We start from the raw sequence: 17,049 nt of genomic DNA on the forward strand, positions 1-17,049 counted from the left end.
CAGTTTCAGATTGGGCCGAAACTGCTCCAGTTTGGGAGCGTGGCAGACCATTTTTCCTGGGTGGGAAAATTGGTTTTTGCAGGTGTTTTGGGGCTGGTTCATCATGCCTGATCCTCTTGCGTCTCAATCCACACACGAGGGTTCTCGACAGGCAAAACAGCGGCTGTCTGACGGCATTTGTAATGGGTTGGATAGACCGCTTGCAGCTTGCCCGAGACTTCGCCTGTGTGCGGGTCGACCATCTCTTCACCAGTGCCCAGATGCATGTCTTCAACGCACAAAAAGCCATATTTGGTGCGAGAGGGACTGCTCAAGCCGTAATTGTCTGCATCCTTGAAAAACTTGACGTAGCCCTTTGTGGAAAGCACATCCAAGCGGCCACGAATGGTGTCTTTGCCGCCAAGCCCGGCGCGGTTTTCAAACGCCTGACAAAACTGGTTCATGGTGTAGACACGGCCAGAGCGAGATTCCTCGTAGATGATTTCAAGGATCACATCGCGCTTGCGACGGCGCTCCGCATCCAGCTTCTGGCCATAGTCACGATTGACCAGACGATCCGAGCTGTATTCCATCTCTTGCCACGCACCATCGACCTTATCGATCACTTTGGAGCGCAGGCGTGGGCCGTTTCGCAGCTCAAAAATCAGCTGGCGATAGGACTGGTTTTCATCCGGCTGGAACAGGATCAGCCCGGTGGTGTAATAACCTCGCAGGCTACTGGCACCGGAGAGTGCCTGAAACGGATCTTCTTCCAGCTGCTTCTTTTGAATTTTACGTGTGTGGTGGGCAAGGATAATCCCGGCATCGGGATTAACGGCATCACGCAATGCATCGAGCCGTTGCTGCAAGAAAAACAGCATGGCAGCGTTATCATTTTCACCTGCATCGCCTTCGCCGCCGTCAAACACATTACGAAGCGGATCAACGACGATAATATCAACGCCCAGATCGCTAAAATGGCTGCGAATGGCCTCACAGGTGGCGGCAACACCATGCTCATTGAGCAGCATCTTAAATTGCGGTGTGACAACCAGATTTTTGCGAACCAGCGGCAGCAGGTTTTTATCAAATGCCATGTTTTGCAGGCGCTCGCGCAAATAGTGGTAGCCAATCTCTGCCTGCAGATAAAATATCCGCAAAGGGCGTGGTGGCTTCATGCCAAGAAAAGGAACACCTGCCGCCATATGGGCCAGCAGCGAGAGCAAAAAATCACTTTTGCCGACCTTTGGCGCACCGCCAAAGACCATTAGCCCACCCGGTGTTAACACACGCGGCAGGATCAAATCTTCCGGCATGGGCGATGTGTCATCCAGAAAATGTCCAACCGTGAAGGCAGGCACAGCAGTGACAGCGGCTTTTTCGGTTTTGATGCACGCAGCAATAAAAGCGCGTATGTCCAAGCCCTCAGACACAGCATCGGCTGCATCCCATTTTTCAGGTTTGTCACTTGGCACATCTAAAATGGTGAGCGAAGCGGTCACACCTTGTGCGCCAAGATATACGCTAACGGCTTCGGCATAAGCGCGGCCAGCCTCATCATGATCCGGCCAGATCAGCAGGTGTTTGCCTTTGAGGGGTGACCAGTCTGTTTTTTCCGGCGGGGCTTTTGCGCCATTCATCGCGGTTGTAGCAGTAATGCCATGGGCCATCAAAGCTTCGGCAGCTTTTTCACCTTCGACCAGCACCACATGCTGGTTTTCCCTGAGACCCGGATGGTTAAAAAGCGGTCTTGGTGTGGGGGCGCGGTGTTTCTTTGCCAGCACATCCCATGGCCTGAATTCTTTGCCGTCGGTTGTGTCATAGCGATAGACGCAGGCGATTAGTTTGCCATCGCCATCCAGATAATCCCATTTGGCTGTATGTGGGCCAAGCTCATCCTCGGGGATATGTTTAGCAGATTTACTTTGAGGAACAGGCATCGGCACAGGCGAAGACAGTCCCAACCATTCACTGGCTGAGCTGACCACCTGCGGGAATTGATGTTTGGTATCCAGATTGTGGCAAGCAGCCCACAGATCAAAGATGTCGCCGCCTTCGCCCGTGGCAAAATCATGCCACATGCCAGCTTTGCCGCTATTCAGCTCAACCTTGAGGCTGTCACCTTTGCTGCCTTGAATATCGCCGATCTCATACACACCGCGTTTGATGCGGCCTGCTGGCAGCAAGTAAGATAAGACTTGATCCAGTCGTCCGATCAGTTGCTGACGGATATCATCCGTGGGAACAGTAGCGTCTTTGAATTCCGGATATTGGCTTGGCGCATCATTGAAATCGGACCAGCTTACTGTCATGCAGGCACCTCCCAACATCGATTGCGGTAGGCACAGAAACGACACTCAAAATGTTCAGGATCAGTAGTATGGCGCGGTAATAACTCACCAGCCTCGGCTGCTTTTAAGATAGTAACCGCACGATCACTGACCTTTTGGGCAAGGCTGGCATCAAAAGGCACAAGCTCAAAATACAGCTCTGCCGTATCTTTATTAATGGCTGTGAATAGCGCCGGGTTTTTACTGATGCCCGGCACACTGCCTTCCATATAGGCTTGGTAGGTTGCCATTTGCGCGGCATAGACAGGTTTTGATTTGGCAACGCCGCGTTTGACAGTATCTTTCCATGACTTGGCATTAAGCGACTTGCACTCCCAGAGCATCGGGAATGTCAGACCCAGTGCCTCGGGTGCGCCATTAATAATGCCGTCAACATGACCACGGATGCGACCATCGGCGACCGAAAATCCAAACTGATAGCCATTCGGCTTTTCAGTGAAGAGCTCAAACCCGGCAAGACGAAGCCAGCGAATGGCCAGATATTCAAACACATGCCCTGCGGCAAATATCCGTAAGGTCTGGCCGGAAAAGCCTTTGTCTTTAGGGATGTTCGTATATTCGTATTGTAATTTAAGGCTGCAGTTTTCCCCAAGGCGGGAAGCCCCCAGATAATCGCGTTCTGGCTGGGCTTTATGTTCCGCGCACAATGCCTGATCAATTAATTCAGACACACGCTCGGTAAAACTGGGGCATTTTATGTTGTCGTCCGCCGCCCAAGCCAACCCGGACGAATGGTTAAAATCAAGCATCTAAAATGGAATCTCCCCAAAATCTTCTATGGACTCGCCTTTGGAAAGCTCGTCCATGTAAGCCGTCACAACGACTTCGATCAGTGTCAGGACTTGCTCACGGGTTAAATCTTGGAAGGCTTTGTCAGCGCCAATCTCGGCGACATATTCCCCAAGGGGGCGCAGAGCCTTATTCATGCAATCACGTTCAAAATCTGTGGGATCAATCATGCGGCGATCCTCCCGTTTTCAATGACCTGACGGATGGCCGTATTGTTGAAACGCATGGTCATCAGCGCGGAAGCCTTGTAACGGGTCAGGCTGTAATCATTGCGATATTCAGGGGGGAGATGACGTAGCTGTTTTTCGGTGGCAGGCTGGTGCAGCCAGTTCTTGGTTTTGTGAGCAGCGCTCTCGGTTTCAAACAGGTTGATCCAGTCATCGGCAGCAGCGAAGCATACAATACGCTCACCCGCAGCCAAGAGCTTAACCGCATGATTTTTGCGGCCACCAACGGCGTACCATTCGCCGTCGCGGTAAAAGACACCGCCCCAAGCTTCAAAGCCGGTTGCAATAAAATACTGATCATCACCGCGCAAATCGCACCAAAGAAAGCTGGAGCGTTTGAGGATATCAATTTCCGTCATGTGGAAATCAGCGGTCTGCGTGGTGTCAGCCTCGGGCTGTCCTTCCCAGACATAGCCACATAGTTGGCATTCCTTACTGGCGAGCGGCACATCAGCGCCGCATTCCGGGCAGTCTTTATATGGCGCATCGCCTTCAATAAACTGGTCATCCAGCTGGACTTCCTGTTCCAGCGAGCCATGCATCAGTGTCGATGTGCCAAAGTCGAGCACAACACAGTCTTTTTTGATGATGCCGGGAAACTCAGCCGGGTCGACTGTCCTCAAACCACGACCGATCATTTGGATCATGGTGGATTTGTAAGAGTTTGGGCGCAGTAAAACGATGCAGGATGTTGGCGGGTGGTCCCAGCCTTCGGTCAGCACCGCGACATTGACGATCACTTGCAGATTGCCTTTGCCGTAAGCTGCCAAAGTATCAGCGCGATCTGTTTCGCCCATATCACCCCAGATCATGCCTGTGGCGATGCCTGCGCTGATAAAGCTGGCCATGACATCCCGCGCATGCTCAACGGTCGAGCAGAATACGACGGTTTGTCGATCTCCGGCTTTTTCCTTCCAGTGTTGAACCACCGCATCATTAATCGGGCGTGTGTTCATGATGTCGGCGACCGCGCCCATATCGTAATCAAGGGCGGTTTTACGGACTTTGCTCAGCTCTTCCTGAACACCGACATTCATGACAAAGGTGCGTGGCGGCACAAGGTGACCGGAAGCGATCAGCTCCTTAACCGTGATCTGGTCCGACACGTTGGAAAAGATCGGGCGCAGACCTTTTTTATCACCACGGTTAGGCGTGGCGGTCATGCCCAGCAGCTTCAAATTCGGATTGATGTTTTGAGCGTGCTCAATCACCCGCATATAGCTGTCGGCCCGAGCGTGATGGGCTTCATCAATTACCAATGCATCAAGCGGCGGCAATGATTGCAGGTTGCTCTCCCGCGAGAGGGTTTGCACCATGGCAAAGGCCACTTGGCCATCCCAGCTTTTCTCATTCGCATTGAAAATGCTGGTGGAAAGTGATGGGTTTACGCGCTTGAACTTGCCTTCATTTTGAAAAGTCAGCTCATCACGGTGAGCAAGCACACAAGCACGTTCAATATCGCGGTCAAACATACGTCCCAGCACTGCTGATAGCATGATCGTCTTGCCTGCACCTGTCGGCGCGACGGCAAGCGTATTGCCGTGGGTATAAAGCGCATCAACAGTCTTGGAGACAAGCTCCTTTTGTCTTGGTCTGAGTAACATGCCGCCCCCTTATCATTGTGCCCATGACGGCAGGTTGCTGGCAGAACTCGCAGACGCGGACTGATCACTATTGGACTGAGGCACAGAAGCTGCACCAGATACAGCACCCATCAGGGAGGCGTATTCCTTATGATCTGGTGTGATGGCTAGTTTGATGACGTTCTTGTCGTCACCGTTCTGGTCCTTCTCAATATCGATACGGGCGGCAAACTCGACACCATCCAGATCACCAAGGCCGTTGATACGGCGGGCATTCTGGGCGGCTGGCGAATTATCCTTGTTGGACACGCCGCGAGAGGAGTTCAAAATCCCTTTGATAAAGGCGCGACCAATATTGGCCCAGTCCGGTCCTTTGGTACTGTAAAGGCCAATCAGGCTCCAGATTTTGCGGCGGGTATATTTGCCTTCCAACACCACAAATTCACAGTTCAAATAGACGGCACCTGTGGTATTGCTGCGCGTGGCCCAGCCACCCGTCCAGCCTTGCGACGCATCATCATGGCCACCGGGCTTAATGGTCATACGGACCTTAGCCAGCGTTCCTTTGGGGATGACATCAAATCCGCTTTGATCATCTGCACTATTAAAATCGTTCCAACTCATTCTTGGCCTCCTTGTGTTTCGTTATTTTGTTGGGGATCAGGGGTGCTGCTGGCGGGCGTGTCCTGTTCAATTGAGAACGTGAGGCGTTCAGCAGCAGGCTTGGCTTTGCCTGCAATCTTCTGCATGAGGCGGCCAAGATGGGGTTCTTCCATCAGGTCAAGACGACCGGAACGATCCTTGGCCGGGTATCCGGCATCATTGATGGTGTGGCAGATAAAGGCGCGGAATGACTTGCCATCGGGGCTTGTCATCTCGGTCATGGTGATGACCTGATCGACAATGCCGGGAAGCTCTAATGCTGTTTTGCTGCCTTCAATTTGCGGCTGGAAGAAACGGCGATTAAACTCATCGATCTTTTCGTCCAAGATGCCGACAAACCAGATATTCTTTCCGCGTGTGTGTTGGAGATGCGTAAGCCACGCGATCATTTCCTGACCATGCAAGCCGTAAGCACCACGCGTGTCGGGTTTGCCTGTTTTGTCAGAAAATGCCTGTGGCTGTCCCTTGCACCAGTTGAAACACAAGCGTCCGGCAACGGTGATGCTGTCGATGAAGATCGTGTCGTATTTATCAAGTGCTCCGGCATCACCATACTTGGCGGTGACGGCATCATAATGGGCTTGGCTGTAAGGCTGCTCATCACGCAAGGCCGGATTAGGGCCACCTATAAAGGCTGCAATATCACGACAATCCTGCCATGTGCGCGGACGGATGGTATCGCCTTGCCAACCTTCAATGGCCAGATCACCAGCCTCCAGATCAAAGAACAGTGTCTTTTCAGCGGGAAGCGTCCAAAGCAATGATGTTTTGCCAATACCGCTTTTACCAAAGATGCATCCTTTAATGCCCTTGGTTTCTTTCAAGCGTTCATCGGCTGAGATTATGGGAAGGCTCATTGGGCACCTCCTTTGCGGGAGAGTGCATCCACAATGTTTTCAGCGCCTAATGCGCCTTTGGAACGTGCTTCCGTATAAAGCTCACGGATGGCAGACAGGCGCTTATAGATGGCGCTTTGTTCTTTATCCAAAGCCTGTGCGGCAAAGGCCAGATCATCCAGAGTTGCCTCATGGATAGGTTTGGTGGTGTCTTCTTCTATGGCACCAAGCTCTGGAATTTGAATAAATGCCGGAACATGTTTGGCGTAGTAGCTGTCTTTAATCAGCTTTTGTAACGATAGCTTAAACATAAAACCTCCTTGATTTCGTGGGTTAAAATTTGCTCTTTGGTCGTGTCATTTCGGCTGCCGGGTTCTGACGCCGCCCAAAGAGCAAAGCGGTCGCGGTATTCCCTGATTCAGGTCTTGTATTTCCGCGAGAACCCGGCATGTTTTCTTGCCTTCAAGGAGTTACTTACCGAGAGGGCTCAAAAACTGTCGGCGGCTCAGTGCAGATATTCCGCAAAGCCACGCTCCTTCAGCGATCCACGAAGTTCGGACAGCGTCCCGTAGAGGGTTGAGCGTGGGGTTTTGGTTTTGCGTGAGATTTCACTGATGCTGAGCGTTCGCATATCAACCAGCAGCAACACCAGATGCGGCGGCATCTGCTGAACCGCCTGTTCAAGATCAATTTGAAGATCGCGGCTGGTCAGGTCTTCGGTTGCGGGATCAGGCAAGGCGTTGTCTTCGCCATCCTTATCCTCAAGCCATACATCAAGTGAAAAGTCACTAATGCCGGACCCACGCTTTTGGGCGCGGGCTGCTTCAATCAGGCTGGCGCATTTGTGGTTGAGGATACGGTCAACAAAGGTCGACCATTTTGCTTTTTCGGGATCATAAGCCTGCTTGCGGGATAGATAATCCAGCATCAGCTCTTGCTCGAGGTCCTCGACTTCTACGCCATGAATGGCGGAGTGCCGCATCAGGCTGCGTGCGTGATAACGGACTTGGTTTACGACATAAGGATGGATTCCTTCATAGTTGTTTTTGCTCATGGTTTTCGTCTCCAGTTGCGGTTAGCCGCCACGCGGGCGGGTCAACTGGGACTGGCGAAAACTCACTGGAGGCCCGGTGAGACGGGCTATTCAAAGCGCTGCAAAAACAAAAAAAGCCCCGACATGCGGGGCTTTGGTGGTCGTAAATTTTTTTGAAAAAAATTTCAGAGCGTTCGGTGAAATTTCACCGAAGCGGGATTAGGCAAATCCAAAATGCTTTAATTGCTCATCCCAAATATCGGGAAATGGGGTTTGCATATCCTGCAGACTTAACTGGCGCGGCTGCGTACCATCCAAGATGGCTTTTTTAATCTGTGGAGCGAGTTGATTGAGGCGCAGTATCCGCGACATATAAGAGGAATTGATTTTGCGCTGGCGCGACATGTCATCGATGGATTTATAGCGCCCAGTATCAATCAGGTTCTGCCAGTAATAGGCTTTGGCCAAAGCTTTAACGAGTGTTTCGTCGGGTTTCGAAGCTTCTTGCGGTGCAGTCATATGAGCACCTTCAGGAAGTAAAATCAGTTTTTTGCCGCCGTAGCGTTTGATTTTTATCGGCACCCGAACCGAGATCACATTGCCTTCCATCATTTTTATGCGTGCACCCATGCTTGCTCCTCCAATTGTTTGGTTGAAATTCCTTGGAGGCGCTTTTCTTGTTCGTCCAATTCTCGTGCAAGGCTGAGCATGCCATCTGCCCGGATACGGACATCAACATATTCATAATTGACGATGACTTTCTCAATCATCAGCTCAAGAATACGTTGCTGCTCTGCCGGAAAAAGCTCCTTCCAGATCGGTACAATATTGCCAAGCGCGTCCCGGACTTCTGTTTCAGTCACGCTTTCATCCTCTTTGTATGCCTCGCGCCATGTCTCAACGATCATTTCAGGTGAGGCAAAAACGGCTTGCAGCTGTGTCAGGATCAAAGCTTCCATCTCACTGGCACTGACATTACGAACTTTGCAATCCGGGTTGATGCCTTTGCGATAGTGCTCGCAGGTGTAATAGCGATAAAGCCTGCCGCCTTTTTTGCGGGTATGGCTTGGCACCAGATAGCATTCACACTCACCGCATTTCAAAAGCCCCATCAAAATTGCCTTGGTTTTCTTGCGTGTGATTGCGCCTCGGTTGATGGTGTTTTCTTTCATGATGGCGCGGACTTTATTCCACGTATCCATGTCGATGATGGCTGGATGGCGGCCTTCGTAGATTTTGTCTTTATGTTTGATCTTGCCGATATAGATGGGGTTTTGCAGAATTTTATAGAGACCGCCTTTATCCAGTGCCTTGCCACCAATGACGCGTCCGTTTTTAGTTGTGCGCTTCTTGCTTAACACCCCCATGCGCGGCAACATCTTTGCCATCTCTGTGGGCGACTTGGTCATCAAAAACAGATCAAATATTTTGCGAATGCCCTCAGCCTCATCAGGCTCAATCACAAGCTCGCGGTTTTTCACCACATAGCCCATGGGCGTGACGCCGCCCATCCACATGCCCTTGCGTTTGGATGCAGCCAATTTATCGCGGATGCGTTCGCCAATCACCTCACGCTCAAACTGGGCAAAGCTGAGCAGGATGTTCAGTGTCAGTCGGCCCATTGATGTGGTGGTGTTGAATTGCTGGGTAACGGAAACGAAGGACACTTTGTGCTCATCAAACAGGTCAATCAGCTTGGCAAAATCAGCCAAGGAGCGCGACAAACGGTCAACCTTGTACACGACAACCGTGTCGATCAGGCCGCATTTGATATCGTCCATCAGACGCTTTAAGGCCGGACGATCCATATTGCCGCCTGTAAAGCCGCCATCATCATATTCATCAGGGAGCTGGAACCAGCCTTCATGTTTTTGTGAAGCAATGTAGGATTCACAAGCCTCGCGCTGAGCATCAAGGCTGTTGAACTCCATGTCCAAGCCTTCCTCGGTAGATTTGCGCGTATAAATCGCGCAGCGTTTTTTCGGTGTGGTTTTGCTCAATGTTTGCCTCCTTGTACTTTGTTGTTTAATCCGAAGAAGGCAGGCCCAGACCAGCTGCTGCCCGTTATGGCCAGCGCCACTTTCGACAGGCTTTTGTATAGGCAGCCTGCATATTCATAACCTTCTTCTAAAATAGTGACCTGATATTCGATGCCCTTATATTCCCGAACTAGTTTGGTGCCGGGGATGGGCCGCTGATATTGTGTCTTGCGCTTCGGCTTAGCTTTTTTGCCATTTCTTGATTTATTGGGGCCGAATAAATCATTGGCCTGCTGTTCGATCCGGTTCTCAATCTGCGGATCAACATCATAGGCGAGCTCCTGCAGGCGATAAGCCAGTCTGCGGACAATGTGGCTTTTATGACCGCCGGGTGGTTCGTCCTGATACACATCCCGCCATAATGCTTTCAGGTCTGATAGCGGCATATTTGGGAGTGCCGCTACACGTGCCAGAAGTGTTTTATCCATCTGTTTATCCTTGGTTTTTTGGTTCTTCGTCATGGGCATGAACGCTTGGAAAAACCCTGAAGTCCAATGAATTAGAGGGATGTGTTGGCTCGAACTGACGGTTTAGACGGATCTTGCAGCGCAGGATGCCAAACGCCAGCAAACGCGCCACTTCGGTGCGGCGATCTCGCTCATTTATTAGGTTTGGGGGAAGTGAAGACATGGGCGTTCCTCCTTGAGAATTATTGCGTCGTTCAAGGAGTTACTTACTGAAATGACTTGAAAACTGTCGGTTCAGTCAATGCTGTGCATTGAATCAAATTAGGCTTGTGAAAATCATAAGCATAATTTATATTAGGTCATTAGCCAAAATTGAAAGGATGCTATGGAGCAACTGACAAACGCACAGAATACGCTATTACAGGCTGTTGAACGCCTGAAACGTGCCATGGGGATGTCGCCCACGGTACAAGAGCTTGCTGTGGAATTGGGTGTGAAAGCACCCAGCGTGTTTGAAGGTCTCAAGCGACTGGAAGATAAAGGCTATATTCGCAGGCAAGCGCGAAAAGCGCGTTCCATCGAAATCCTCCACGCACAAACACCGGATAAAACCAATTTGTCAGCTGTTCCTGTTTTGGGAATGGTTGCTGCTGGCCAACCGATTCTCGCCCTTGAGAATCAGATTGGTCAGGTCATGGTGCCGGATAATGTTCTGCGCGGGAAATGCTTCGCGCTCAAAGTGCAAGGTGACAGCATGATTGATGCTGATATTTTCGAGGGAGATTACGTTGTTGTGCGCCAGCAACCTATTGCTGAAAACAGCGATATTGTGGTGGCCATGGTCGGCGAAGAAGCCACTGTAAAGCGGCTGAGTATTGAAGGGGAGCATATTGAACTGCGCCCTGAAAATCAGAAACTTAAACCCATCATCATAGGACAACAGGATGAACTTAAAATAATTGGGAAGGTCTTACACGTCTGCTCGGGTGTTGACACCGAGGCCAACCCTGTAACGACGAAACAGGAGATTGGCGATGTCGAGATATAATCCAAAGGTATTCACAAATGTAGATGTTTTAGGCGGTCTGGATGCAGAGCTGCTTATTCAGCTATTCAGAAAGTTTCCAAAATTCTTTGAAGAGCATGAGATTCATCTCGAAAACGGCACTTTGAATTTTGAAAATATTACAAAAGCGGGCTCTTCTCCGCTTTGTTGAGTAGAAAAAGATGCCGACCGCCAAGTAACCTGTTGATATGTATGGTTTCTGATAACTTTACATAGAGCAGGTATATGACAATCAACATCTCGCAGCATATTTTAGGCCTCAAAGGGCAACGTGTAAATGAAATTAAACTGGATGACGGCGGTGTTAAGATTGTCATTCACTGCAGCCGAGACGCGCGTAGGAGGGCTATAGACCCTGCTACAGGCCAGAAGGGAAGCATCAACCAGCATGTCCGCCGACAAGTAAACGACATCCCCCTTTTTGGGTATCCTTGTGTGGTCGAGATTGAGCTGGCGCAGGTTTATATTAACAAGGGCGAACGCCGCATTGAGGGGTGTGATTTTGTTGATAAAGGGTGCCGTTTCACTCACCGATTTTGCCGACTGATCAGTGGATTATGTCGGCATATGTCTATTCAAGCGGTTTCCAGACATTTGGATATACGATGGGAAACGGTCAAGAATATCGACAGGGCATACCTTATTGAAACTCTCCCTACGCTTGATCCTGCAGAGCTAACTGGCTTGGAATATATTGGTGTAGATGAAGTTGCCCGGGCGAAAGGTCATGACTACATGACGGTGGTCTACGATATGGTTGGCGGTCATCTGATCTGGGTTGAAGCAGGCCGAACTGCCGAGGTTTTTTCAAGGTTTTTGAAACAACTGCAACCAGATACAGCCTGCAAAATAAAGGCCGTAGCGATGGATATGGGGCCTGCCTACCAAAAGGCTGTCAGAGAGTCCTTGCCGTTGGCCGACATAGTATTTGACCGTTTCCACGTCATGAAAAACTACAGCAAAGCTATCCATAATCAGCGTCGACTTGAGTTCAGAAAGGCCGATCCAAGTGGTAAAGAGTTGATGAAAGGGACACATTATCTGTTGCTCAAAAATGCGGATAAGTTGAGTGAAAAACAAAGTGACAAGCTGCAAAGGTTGCTGGAGAGCAATAGCAACCTGAATGCACTTTACGTCTTGAAAGAACAGCTTCAGCTGCTGTGGAGTGCCGCTTCATTTGAGGCGATGGCGGAGCAACTGGAACGTTGGTGCCTGATAGCAGATCAGTCACAGATGCTCTATCTAAAAAAGTTCGCGAAATCCCTACGGAAACATTGTGTGGGCATCTGCAACTACGCCAAACACAAGCTCACAAGCGCCAGGATAGAGGCTGGTAATGTCAGTATAGGAATGATCCGTAAGCGAGCCAGAGGCATCAAGGATACCGAATACTTCAAACTCAAAATTAGACAATCATCCATTCCAGATAATCAATCTATGCTCTATTTGAAATCCTAAATCTACTCAACAAAGCGGAGAAGTGCCCAAAAGCGCTTATCCGCCCAAACGACAACGTTCAAGATTCTGATGAAACGCACGAGTTGATGGAAGCTCTGCAATTAATAACAGAAATGTCTAGTCAAGAAGCCATGGACTCGCTGATATCTGCAGCCAAAGACCAAGGTATCGAATTACACTATACGCCCGGATCACATGAAGATTTAGCCCTGTTTTGCTTTTTAAATCAGCCTAATCTTTTCCATACGGAATATGCGCGATCATTAGTCCGAAACTATCGGGGCTTTAGTTTTTATTGGGGCTCACACGCTCAAAAAAGATCTTTTCCAGAGATTTCAGATGGAACAATCACAGCACTGCAATCAGAGCTTGATGACTGGTTTGCCAGTAATAACCGATTGCGAAATTGCCGAGTTTATTTGTTCCCTCAAGGGCACCGAGTTAGCATCGTTATAAAATACGGCAAGCCATTAAAGCGTGAATTTAAAATGAAAGATGGCGAGACAGGGAGTGTATTTTACAACCCTCAATGCCATGATCTTCTGATTTATAATTGCGACAGCGATGATGTCAGCGTCCGAATATCTAGTAAGAAAAAAGGTCAGATAGAAGAATTCTTACGCTGTGTGGGAAAACATATTTTTGGCAACGAAGGGTACTTCTCTGAGCAAAAGAAGTTTTCGTTAGAGAAATTGAGAGATGTTGATAATGCCGCCCATAATTTTGCCACTACTGATGGTGTTGAAGATGTGAAGCTGGTTGAAATTCATTATGATTGGGGCGGCGAAACTGAAATCAGAAAATCAGGCAATCTTCTCAACACGCTTATACGGAAGAACGGTCAGGAATCGACAAAGCGTGCGGCCATAAATTTTGCCAAGTTCAGCGTAAAGTTTGAAGGGGTGAAGAAGGCAAGGCCGATTGATATCCGGGCTGGCAATCGTGCTACGTTCAGTCGTGACGAAGATTTTCTGGTTGTGGAAGATTGGATCACCGACCAAGGGCTAGTTGAACCTAGAACATCAAAACAGGAGGCAGCGCAATATGTGGAATATGCTCGCGAAGCTGCCTCGGCATGAACATAATCATGCATTTTTGATCAAACACTTTGGTGATGCTGAGTTAGTCAAGTCTTGGTTCGATAGCACAACGGCTTTTGATGAACAGTTACATTGTGATCATGGGCATTGCGGTGGAAGGCGTGTGTGTGAAATGCCTAATGGGAAAATGCTGGCAGTTTGTAATGATGACACCACCTCCTGCCCAGACTTACATATTTCGAATAATGACAGACGGCTGCATACTCTAAGTCTAAAAAAAATTGCTGGCTTAATCGCCGACTCTACGAATGAGATTTCAGTTTCAAAGGATATACAAACCATTGATGGCACCTCAAGCTGTATAAGGGTTGGGCATTACATTCCTCGCGGCACCATTCGTTATCCAGTTTTCTTTGGAATCGATATTCACGATGGAGATCTGGAAGGCATAATTAATCATGTGATTGGCCTTGATGGATCAGCCATTTTGCTTATGCCGTCTATCGACAACATCAGTCAGTCCAAGATTAATGCTATTCGTGCCAAAGGCTCTAATTTGATTGGCTTGCAGGGTTTGACTAACGCAGACATGCTCATTGATAACAGAAAAGCCTCAGAAGAATTTTCTGCCTTTCATGAGGCTCAAGAAGACCCAATGCCAGAAGTGAGCTGTGTCTTATTTCCAACTCCAGCCGATGCAGAGTGGTCGAATATTACGGTTAAGTTCACCGATGGGCATACGGTTCGTGTCACTTGCAATACTGGTAGCAATAGGATTTCCCAAGTTTACAATTTTACCCAGATGGGCATGGCTGATGGCCGAACAGCATCTCCCAATAAACAATGGAATCTGCTGGAAGGCTTTGCAGATGAGCGAGGCCAATTCACATGGGATAACCCAAAAGCCAACCGAAACCAGAAAAAGCAAAAACAAGAACTGAAGAAAGTCTTTCAAAAGTTCTTCGGCATATATGACAGTGATCCATTTGAGGATTACAAAGATCACAAAAACCGCGTTTGCTATCGCTCCAAGTTTCATATCTCACCTGATGAATAGTCAATGACAGGCATAGACTGGTGCGAACTGGTCAATTGCCAAGCCCTTGATTTCTCATGACTAAAAGCTCCGTACTTCGTTTTTCCAAGTACGGTGTTTTTCAGGAAAGGGGCATATATAGGAGGAAAACTAGAGAAAAACGGGGTGTTTTTATAGAGAGGAAGTCAATTGCAAACAGCAAAAAAGCCCGCAAATGCTGGGCTTTTGAGGCTATGCACATCTAGTGCATATGAAAGTTCGTTTGTAGTCAATGGCGGAGAGTGAGGGATTCGAACCCTCGATACGCGGTTAACGTATACTCCCTTAGCAGGGGAGCGCCTTCAGCCACTCGGCCAACTCTCCACATTTTGTGAACAAGCGAATTTCTAAGGTTTTACATCAAGGCTGTAAAGTGAAAAAGATCATTTAAATTCACTTTATTAGAAAGAGGCCGCGAACAGGCAGTTTTCTTAATGTTTTAGATCACGTCTCTCAAAGATTATCCTGATTTAATTTAAACGATCACGAACCGATTCTATAAAACCTAGGAACTGGACAGTAATAAAACGCAGAAACAGGGAAAAGCTTAAATATACAACATTCGCTTTCAGGTCTTTTTAGACCGATTAAACACTCATCCCATTAGAAGATCGCCTGATTCAAATCCATATTATATATTTAGGCGAAGATTACGCACTCATATTAAGACATTTTTAAAATTTCCTGTTACTAATCTTGGAATTAAATGAGTAATTAAGCTTCCATATGTAAACATTAAAGAGACCGATAACGGGATGAAATCTGATCAGAACATTGCTGAGTACAGCAAAAATAACATCCTGATTTTGCCAGAAGCTCTTTTAGAAATGAAAGACGCCAAATGTTTAATGCATCATGGTTCGTCAGCCATATTTTATAAGGATTTGGATAAAGATTTAGTAGATATTGAGTTCTTTTGTAACGTGCCCTGTTTTGTTTACATTAAAAGTGGGCGGGAACGAATAACCTCATGCGATGGAAATACCCATCAAATGGAAGAAGGCTCTCTAACTTTTTTACCTCAGGGAGTGAATCTTCGGCACTTCTCCGCTTTGTTGAGTAGATTTAGGATTTCAAATAGAGCATAGATTGATTATCTGGAATGGATGATTGTCTAATTTTGAGTTTGAAGTATTCGGTATCCTTGATGCCTCTGGCTCGCTTACGGATCATTCCTATACTGACATTACCAGCCTCTATCCTGGCGCTTGTGAGCTTGTGTTTGGCGTAGTTGCAGATGCCCACACAATGTTTCCGTAGGGATTTCGCGAACTTTTTTAGATAGAGCATCTGTGACTGATCTGCTATCAGGCACCAACGTTCCAGTTGCTCCGCCATCGCCTCAAATGAAGCGGCACTCCACAGCAGCTGAAGCTGTTCTTTCAAGACGTAAAGTGCATTCAGGTTGCTATTGCTCTCCAGCAACCTTTGCAGCTTGTCACTTTGTTTTTCACTCAACTTATCCGCATTTTTGAGCAACAGATAATGTGTCCCTTTCATCAACTCTTTACCACTTGGATCGGCCTTTCTGAACTCAAGTCGACGCTGATTATGGATAGCTTTGCTGTAGTTTTTCATGACGTGGAAACGGTCAAATACTATGTCGGCCAACGGCAAGGACTCTCTGACAGCCTTTTGGTAGGCAGGCCCCATATCCATCGCTACGGCCTTTATTTTGCAGGCTGTATCTGGTTGCAGTTGTTTCAAAAACCTTGAAAAAACCTCGGCAGTTCGGCCTGCTTCAACCCAGATCAGATGACCGCCAACCATATCGTAGACCACCGTCATGTAGTCATGACCTTTCGCCCGGGCAACTTCATCTACACCAATATATTCCAAGCCAGTTAGCTCTGCAGGATCAAGCGTAGGGAGAGTTTCAATAAGGTATGCCCTGTCGATATTCTTGACCGTTTCCCATCGTATATCCAAATGTCTGGAAACCGCTTGAATAGACATATGCCGACATAATCCACTGATCAGTCGGCAAAATCGGTGAGTGAAACGGCACCCTTTATCAACAAAATCACACCCCTCAATGCGGCGTTCGCCCTTGTTAATATAAACCTGCGCCAGCTCAATCTCGACCACACAAGGATACCCAAAAATGGGGATGTCGTTTACTTGTCGGCGGACATGCTGGTTGATGCTTCCCTTCTGGCCTGTAGCAGGGTCTATAGCCCTCCTACGCGCGTCTCGGCTGCAGTGAATGACAATCTTAACACCGCCGTCATCCAGTTTAATTTCATTTACACGTTGCCCTTTGAGGCCTAAAATATGCTGCGAGATGTTGATTGTCATATACCTGCTCTATGTAAAGTTATCAGAAACCATACATATCAACAGGTTACTTGGCGGTCGGCATCTTTTTCTACTCAACAAAGCGGAGAAGAGCCTAAATAGAACACAAAATTAACAGAATATATTCGATATTTTATATTTACATTTATCTACGATAAAATTTTATAAATTCAACCATACAGATATTACTAAAATCTGAGGTCGC

The 17,049-nt window shown here is 48.2% G+C and carries 20 protein-coding genes and 1 tRNA gene; 7 read left to right on the forward strand and 14 right to left on the reverse strand.

All coding sequences use genetic code 11. The features are described from left to right. Positions 1 to 101 precede the first annotated feature (101 nt). The 12 genes from ACOGW3_RS20485 to ACOGW3_RS20540 form a co-directional block, all read right to left on the reverse strand. Complete coding sequence (locus ACOGW3_RS20485) at positions 102 to 2,291, reverse strand: AAA family ATPase (RefSeq protein WP_419904646.1); 2,190 nt, start codon at positions 2,289 to 2,291, stop codon at positions 102 to 104. Further along, complete coding sequence (locus tag ACOGW3_RS20490) at positions 2,288 to 3,079, reverse strand: PD-(D/E)XK nuclease family protein (RefSeq protein ID WP_419904647.1); 792 nt, start codon at positions 3,077 to 3,079, stop codon at positions 2,288 to 2,290. The genes ACOGW3_RS20485 and ACOGW3_RS20490 overlap by 4 nt, the downstream gene beginning before the upstream one ends. Continuing rightward, positions 3,080 to 3,289, reverse strand: a complete 210-nt coding sequence (locus ACOGW3_RS20495) for a DUF6511 domain-containing protein (protein WP_419903501.1) — start codon at positions 3,287 to 3,289, stop codon at positions 3,080 to 3,082. Then, positions 3,286 to 4,950 (reverse strand): DEAD/DEAH box helicase, encoded by a 1,665-nt coding sequence (locus tag ACOGW3_RS20500; RefSeq protein ID WP_419904648.1) that lies wholly within the window; start codon positions 4,948 to 4,950, stop codon positions 3,286 to 3,288. The genes ACOGW3_RS20495 and ACOGW3_RS20500 overlap by 4 nt, the downstream gene beginning before the upstream one ends. A gap of 12 nt (positions 4,951 to 4,962) precedes the next feature. Further along, positions 4,963 to 5,553 carry a hypothetical protein gene (locus ACOGW3_RS20505; RefSeq protein WP_419904649.1) on the reverse strand — a complete coding sequence of 197 codons (591 nt, stop codon included), beginning with the start codon at positions 5,551 to 5,553 and terminating at the stop codon, positions 4,963 to 4,965. Continuing rightward, entirely contained in the window at positions 5,550 to 6,449 is a 900-nt protein-coding gene (locus tag ACOGW3_RS20510) for an ATP-binding protein (RefSeq protein ID WP_419904650.1), read from the reverse strand. Before ACOGW3_RS20510 ends, ACOGW3_RS20505 begins: the two co-directional genes overlap by 4 nt. After that, entirely contained in the window at positions 6,446 to 6,739 is a 294-nt protein-coding gene (locus ACOGW3_RS20515) for a hypothetical protein (protein ID WP_419904651.1), read from the reverse strand. The genes ACOGW3_RS20510 and ACOGW3_RS20515 overlap by 4 nt, the downstream gene beginning before the upstream one ends. Before the next feature lie 194 nt (positions 6,740 to 6,933). Further along, positions 6,934 to 7,482 carry an RNA polymerase sigma factor gene (locus ACOGW3_RS20520; RefSeq protein ID WP_419904652.1) on the reverse strand — a complete coding sequence of 183 codons (549 nt, stop codon included), beginning with the start codon at positions 7,480 to 7,482 and terminating at the stop codon, positions 6,934 to 6,936. 198 nt (positions 7,483 to 7,680) lie between these two features. Beyond that, the gene (locus tag ACOGW3_RS20525; RefSeq protein WP_419904653.1) at positions 7,681 to 8,091 is read right to left on the reverse strand and encodes a hypothetical protein; all 411 of its coding nucleotides are present in this window, start codon (positions 8,089 to 8,091) and stop codon (positions 7,681 to 7,683) included. Then, positions 8,076 to 9,461, reverse strand: coding sequence for a recombinase family protein (locus tag ACOGW3_RS20530; RefSeq protein ID WP_419904654.1), 1,386 nt, complete (start codon positions 9,459 to 9,461; stop codon positions 8,076 to 8,078). The genes ACOGW3_RS20525 and ACOGW3_RS20530 overlap by 16 nt, the downstream gene beginning before the upstream one ends. After that, positions 9,458 to 9,928 carry a DUF2924 domain-containing protein gene (locus ACOGW3_RS20535; RefSeq protein WP_419904655.1) on the reverse strand — a complete coding sequence of 157 codons (471 nt, stop codon included), beginning with the start codon at positions 9,926 to 9,928 and terminating at the stop codon, positions 9,458 to 9,460. The genes ACOGW3_RS20530 and ACOGW3_RS20535 overlap by 4 nt, the downstream gene beginning before the upstream one ends. A 4-nt stretch (positions 9,929 to 9,932) precedes the next feature. Continuing rightward, complete coding sequence (locus ACOGW3_RS20540) at positions 9,933 to 10,130, reverse strand: hypothetical protein (RefSeq protein ID WP_419904656.1); 198 nt, start codon at positions 10,128 to 10,130, stop codon at positions 9,933 to 9,935. 162 nt (positions 10,131 to 10,292) lie between these two features. Here ACOGW3_RS20540 and lexA point away from each other — a divergent pair, with 162 nt between their 5' ends. The 5 genes from lexA (at position 10,293) to ACOGW3_RS20565 (ending at position 14,528) form a co-directional block, all read left to right on the forward strand. Further along, on the forward strand, positions 10,293 to 10,955 hold the full coding sequence (gene lexA, locus ACOGW3_RS20545; RefSeq protein ID WP_419904657.1) for a transcriptional repressor LexA: 663 nt from the start codon (positions 10,293 to 10,295) through the stop codon (positions 10,953 to 10,955). After that, the gene (locus ACOGW3_RS20550) at positions 10,942 to 11,124 is read left to right on the forward strand and encodes a hypothetical protein (RefSeq protein WP_419904658.1); all 183 of its coding nucleotides are present in this window, start codon (positions 10,942 to 10,944) and stop codon (positions 11,122 to 11,124) included. The genes lexA and ACOGW3_RS20550 overlap by 14 nt, the downstream gene beginning before the upstream one ends. A gap of 74 nt (positions 11,125 to 11,198) precedes the next feature. Next, positions 11,199 to 12,431, forward strand: a complete 1,233-nt coding sequence (locus tag ACOGW3_RS20555; RefSeq protein ID WP_419901077.1) for an ISL3 family transposase — start codon at positions 11,199 to 11,201, stop codon at positions 12,429 to 12,431. Between the two features lie 86 nt (positions 12,432 to 12,517). After that, on the forward strand, positions 12,518 to 13,510 hold the full coding sequence (locus ACOGW3_RS20560) for a hypothetical protein (RefSeq protein ID WP_419904659.1): 993 nt from the start codon (positions 12,518 to 12,520) through the stop codon (positions 13,508 to 13,510). Beyond that, the gene (locus ACOGW3_RS20565) at positions 13,476 to 14,528 is read left to right on the forward strand and encodes a hypothetical protein (protein ID WP_419904660.1); all 1,053 of its coding nucleotides are present in this window, start codon (positions 13,476 to 13,478) and stop codon (positions 14,526 to 14,528) included. Before ACOGW3_RS20560 ends, ACOGW3_RS20565 begins: the two co-directional genes overlap by 35 nt. A 251-nt stretch (positions 14,529 to 14,779) precedes the next feature. Here ACOGW3_RS20565 and ACOGW3_RS20570 read toward each other — a convergent pair. After that, positions 14,780 to 14,870: transfer RNA gene (locus ACOGW3_RS20570), tRNA-Ser, on the reverse strand. A gap of 431 nt (positions 14,871 to 15,301) precedes the next feature. Here ACOGW3_RS20570 and ACOGW3_RS20575 point away from each other — a divergent pair. Continuing rightward, a complete protein-coding gene (locus tag ACOGW3_RS20575) occupies positions 15,302 to 15,634 on the forward strand; it encodes a hypothetical protein (protein WP_419904661.1) in 333 nt (110 codons plus the stop codon). Here ACOGW3_RS20575 and ACOGW3_RS20580 read toward each other — a convergent pair. After that, positions 15,612 to 16,844 carry an ISL3 family transposase gene (locus tag ACOGW3_RS20580; RefSeq protein WP_419904662.1) on the reverse strand — a complete coding sequence of 411 codons (1,233 nt, stop codon included), beginning with the start codon at positions 16,842 to 16,844 and terminating at the stop codon, positions 15,612 to 15,614. The two genes, ACOGW3_RS20575 and ACOGW3_RS20580, sit on opposite strands and share 23 nt — an antisense overlap. On the opposite strand from ACOGW3_RS20580, the gene ACOGW3_RS20585 reads away from it, so the two are divergent. After that, on the forward strand, positions 16,831 to 16,959 hold the full coding sequence (locus ACOGW3_RS20585) for a hypothetical protein (protein ID WP_419904663.1): 129 nt from the start codon (positions 16,831 to 16,833) through the stop codon (positions 16,957 to 16,959). The two genes, ACOGW3_RS20580 and ACOGW3_RS20585, sit on opposite strands and share 14 nt — an antisense overlap. Positions 16,960 to 17,049: the final 90 nt, after the last annotated feature.

This window comes from Kiloniella sp. (assembly GCF_965205715.1).
GTDB lineage: Bacteria > Pseudomonadota > Alphaproteobacteria > Kiloniellales > Kiloniellaceae > Kiloniella.